General features: G+C 59.6%; 5 protein-coding genes and 1 pseudogene. 3 read left to right on the forward strand and 3 right to left on the reverse strand.

Annotation, left to right across the window (positions count from 1 at the left end; all coding sequences use genetic code 11):
• The 3 genes and pseudogenes from carB to Q8K05_RS08665 form a co-directional block, all read left to right on the forward strand.
• A pseudogene (gene carB / locus Q8K05_RS08655) lies at window positions 1–504 on the forward strand (carbamoyl phosphate synthase large subunit); the annotation flags it as partial.
• A gap of 144 nt (window positions 505–648) precedes the next feature.
• Window positions 649–1125 carry a transcription elongation factor GreA gene (gene greA, locus Q8K05_RS08660; protein WP_305246228.1) on the forward strand — a complete coding sequence of 159 codons (477 nt, stop codon included), beginning with the start codon at window positions 649–651 and terminating at the stop codon, window positions 1123–1125.
• The gene (locus Q8K05_RS08665) at window positions 1125–1574 is read left to right on the forward strand and encodes a DUF4149 domain-containing protein (protein ID WP_305246229.1); all 450 of its coding nucleotides are present in this window, start codon (window positions 1125–1127) and stop codon (window positions 1572–1574) included. The genes greA and Q8K05_RS08665 overlap by 1 nt, the downstream gene beginning before the upstream one ends.
• Window positions 1575–1615: 41 nt before the next feature.
• Here Q8K05_RS08665 and folD read toward each other — a convergent pair whose 3' ends face one another.
• From folD to Q8K05_RS08680, 3 genes are all read right to left on the reverse strand, one after another.
• Window positions 1616–2467 carry a bifunctional methylenetetrahydrofolate dehydrogenase/methenyltetrahydrofolate cyclohydrolase FolD gene (gene folD / locus Q8K05_RS08670; RefSeq protein ID WP_305246230.1) on the reverse strand — a complete coding sequence of 284 codons (852 nt, stop codon included), beginning with the start codon at window positions 2465–2467 and terminating at the stop codon, window positions 1616–1618.
• 90 nt (window positions 2468–2557) lie between these two features.
• Window positions 2558–3184 carry a response regulator transcription factor gene (locus tag Q8K05_RS08675; protein ID WP_305246231.1) on the reverse strand — a complete coding sequence of 209 codons (627 nt, stop codon included), beginning with the start codon at window positions 3182–3184 and terminating at the stop codon, window positions 2558–2560.
• Window positions 3185–3232: 48 nt separating this feature from the next.
• Window positions 3233–3724, reverse strand: a 492-nt coding sequence (locus Q8K05_RS08680) for a sensor histidine kinase (RefSeq protein ID WP_305246232.1), incomplete at its 5' end; no start/stop codon positions are given.

Genomic DNA, 3724 nt, shown 5'->3' on the forward strand with positions numbered 1-3724 from the left:
GGCCCCGAGATGAAGTCCACCGGCGAGGTGATGGGCGTCGGCAAGACCTTTGGCGAGGCCTTTGTGAAGTCGCAAATCGGTGCCGGCACCAAGCTGCCGAGTGGCGGAAAAGTCTTCCTGACGGTGAAGAACAACGACAAGGCACGCGCAGTGGACGTGGCGCGTGCACTGGTTGATCTCAAGTTTGATCTGGTGGCCACCAAAGGCACAGCGGCGGCCATCAACGCCGCCGGCATTGCCTGCGGCATCGTCAACAAGGTGACCGAAGGCCGGCCGCATGTCGTGGACATGATCAAGAACAACGAGATTGCGCTGGTTATCAATACCGTCGAGGAGCGTCGCAATGCGATTGCCGATTCGCGGCAGATCCGTACCTCGGCACTGCTGGCCCGCGTGACGACGTTCACCACGATTGCCGGTGCTGAAGCGGCGGTGGAAGGCATGAAGTACCTGGACAACCTGAGCGTGTATTCCATTCAGGAGCTTCATGCGCAGTTGGTTTGAGTTTCTGGGTGAATGATTTAGCGCCAGATCATCGACCGGTCGAATTACTGGTTTGATTGCGCTGTATTTGCATTAAACTTAATTTCGAGAGAACACGCCGCCGCCAGTTGACTGGTGGCGGTTTCGCTTTTGCAGGAGTAAAAAATGACAACCTTACCTATTACCAAGCGCGGGGCCGAAAAGCTCAAGGCTGAATTGCACCAGCTCAAGACCGTTGAACGCCCTTGGGTCATCAACTCGATTTCCGAAGCGCGTGCACAGGGCGATTTGAGCGAAAACGCCGAGTACGAGGTGGCCAAAGACCGCCAGGGGTTTATTGAAGGCCGTATCCAGGAAATTGAAGGCAAGTTGTCAACGGCCCAGATCATTGACCCTTCATCGTTCGAGGCCGGTAATCGGGTGGTGTTTGGCTCCACCGTCAAGCTGGAAGACGAGGCCACGGGCGACAGCGTGACCTACCAGATCGTGGGTGAAGACGAAGCGGACATCAAGCTGGGACTGGTCAACATCGGCTCTCCGATTGCCCGCGCCCTGATTGGCAAGGAAGAGGGTGATACCGCCGAGGTGGTGGCACCGGGCGGCGTCAGGCGCTACGAAATCGTGGCCGTTCACTACATTTAATGCATCCGCCGATACGCCAGCGTGTTGCACTTTTGGCTGCGGCCCTTTGGTGGGGCAGCCTGACGGGTTTGGGCTTTGTCGTGGTGCCCCTGCTGTTCATGCAGCTGGGCAGTCCTGCCGCAGCTGGCGCCATGGCGGCCAAACTTTTTACCGCACAGACTTGGCTCAGCACCGCTTGCGCGCTGTTGATGTTGCTGCTGGTTTTAAACAAAAAAGACCCTGCAGCCCATGCGCAGTGGGCGCAAGTTGCTATTAAATTTGTAGTTGCAGGGTTGCTGCTGGCCTTGCTGGTCGAGTTTGGCGTGGCGCCGCGTATTGTCAGCGCGCGGGCTGAGGGCGGCAACCTCCGGTTATGGCATGGCCTGGGCAGCGCGATGCTGCTCGGTCAGTGGCTGTGCGCTGGACTCACCCTGTGGCGCTTGTCCCGTCAACCCGCTGACACGGTTTAAGCGGACTGAGCGGGCCGGGCGCAAGCCCTTCCCTTCGATCGTCAGGGCTGGCTACGCTCGGCGGCTTCCAGCGTGTTGACCAGCAGCATGGTGATGGTCATGGGGCCGACGCCGCCGGGCACCGGTGTGATGTAGCCGGCCACTTCTTTGACGCCCTCGAAGTCCACATCGCCGCAGAGCTTGCCTTCTTCGTTGCGGTTCATGCCGACGTCAATGACCACGGCGCCCGGTTTCACCATGTCGGCGGTCAGCACCTTTTGCTTGCCGACGGCGGCCACGATCACGTCCGCCTGCAGCGTCATGGCTTTGAGGTCTTTGGTCGCACTGTGGCAAATCGTCACGGTGGCATTTTTTTGCAGCAGCATCAGCGCCATGGGCTTGCCCACGATGTTGCTGCGGCCTATGACGACGGCGTGCTTGCCGCGCAGGTCGTAGCCTATGCTTTCCAGCATCTTCATGCAGCCGTAGGGCGTGCAGGGCCAGAAACCGGGCTGACCCACCATGAGCGCGCCCGCGCTGGCAACGTGAAAACCGTCCACGTCCTTGGCGGGTGAAATCGCTTCAATGACTTTCTGGGCGTCGATGTGAGGCGGCAGCGGCAGCTGAACCAGAATGCCGTGAATGGCCGGGTCCTGATTCAGTGCGTCGATGCGGGCCAGCAGGTCCGCCTCGGACAGCGTGGCAGGGTGGCGTTCCAGCAGCGAATGCACGCCGCTGTCGTCGCAGGCCTTGACCTTGTTGCGCACATAGACCTGGCTGGCAGGATTTTCACCCACCAGCAGCACCGCCAGGCCCGGTGTGATGCCGCGCGCACGCAGGGCGGCGGCGCGCTGGGCGACTTCGGCACGCAGTTGTTTGGAGAGGGCGTTGCCGTCAATGAGTTGTGCAGTCATTTTTTCAGTTATACAAGTAAAAACGCCCGCTGGTCCAGGAACCACGGGCGCAAGTAGCTATCAAGAAAATAGCAAAAAAACTTCCCGGGCTCAGGCTTTGGGGGCGCTGGAGCCCAGTGCTGTCTTGAGCAAATCGGCCACGGTATTGGCGTTGAGCTTTTCCATGATGTTGGCGCGGTGCGCTTCCACCGTCTTGATGCTGATCCCCAGGTCGTCGGCAATCTGCTTGTTCAGGCGACCCGCGACGATGCGCTCCAGCACCTGTGCTTCGCGCGAGGTGAGCTTGGCCAGCAGGGCGTCACGGCTGGCGGACTGCTGGTGGTCGCTGAAGACTTCCTTGGCCTGCTCCAGCATGCGCTCGACCAGATTGAGCAGCGCATCTTCCTGGAAAGGCTTCTGGATGAAGTCCATGGCGCCCTTCTTCATGGTGTTCACCGCCATGGGCACGTCGCCATGGCCGGTGATGAAGACGATGGGCAGCGGCGACTTGCGTTCAACCAGGCGGTCCTGCAGTTCCAGGCCGGTCATGCCGCCCATGCGGATGTCGACGATCAGGCAAGCCACTTCGCGCGCGTCATAGCGGCTCAAAAAGCTTTCCGCCGAGTCGTAGCAGCGCACCCGGTAATCCTTGCCTTCAAGCAGCCATTGCAGGGAGTCGCGTACGCCCTCGTCGTCATCGACGACGTAGACCGTACCTTTTTTCGGAATCAAGCTCATGCCATACTTTCTTCGTAAACGTTGTCTCAATGAACTTTTGGAATGGCTTCAGTGAACGCCGGCGTCTTTTCCTGCGCCGCTCTCGCTGGCTGCGGCCGCGTGTGAATGCGGGGGCGTCACGGGAATCCAGAAAGTAAACCTGCACCCCACCATTTCGTCGCCATTGTAGAGGTTGACGGCTTCCATCCGGCCCTGGTGAGATTCAACAATGCTGCGGCACAGTTTCAGACCTATTCCCATCCCTTCCGCCTTGGTGGAGTAGAACGCCTCGTACAGCCGGGTCATGACTTCGGGTGACAGGCCCAGCCCCGAGTCGAGTACCGAGAACTCCACCACGCTCTGGTCTTCAGTCTGCTTGGGCACCACGCGCAACTCAACGCTGCGACGGGCGGTGGGCAGATTGGATTGCGCAATCGATTCGGCCGCATTCTTCATCAAATTGATCAGCACTTGCTCGATCAGGATGGGGTCCACCATGAGTTTGGGCAAGCGCGCCGCGATGTAATGGCTGAGCCTCACATGGTGGCGCTTGAGTTCAAT

The organism is Polaromonas sp., assembly GCF_030682935.1.
Lineage (GTDB): Bacteria > Pseudomonadota > Gammaproteobacteria > Burkholderiales > Burkholderiaceae_C > Polaromonas.

Bases quoted from the DNA above. Each gene is read 5' to 3' on its own strand.
- Q8K05_RS08665 (WP_305246229.1), top strand. From the start codon at position 1,125: ATGCATCCGCCGATACGCCAGCGTGTTGCACTTTTGGCTGCGGCCCTT.
- folD (WP_305246230.1), bottom strand. From the start codon at position 2,467: ATGACTGCACAACTCATTGACGGCAACGCCCTCTCCAAACAACTGCGT.
- greA (WP_305246228.1), top strand. From the start codon at position 649: ATGACAACCTTACCTATTACCAAGCGCGGGGCCGAAAAGCTCAAGGCT.
- Q8K05_RS08675 (WP_305246231.1), bottom strand. From the start codon at position 3,184: ATGAGCTTGATTCCGAAAAAAGGTACGGTCTACGTCGTCGATGACGAC.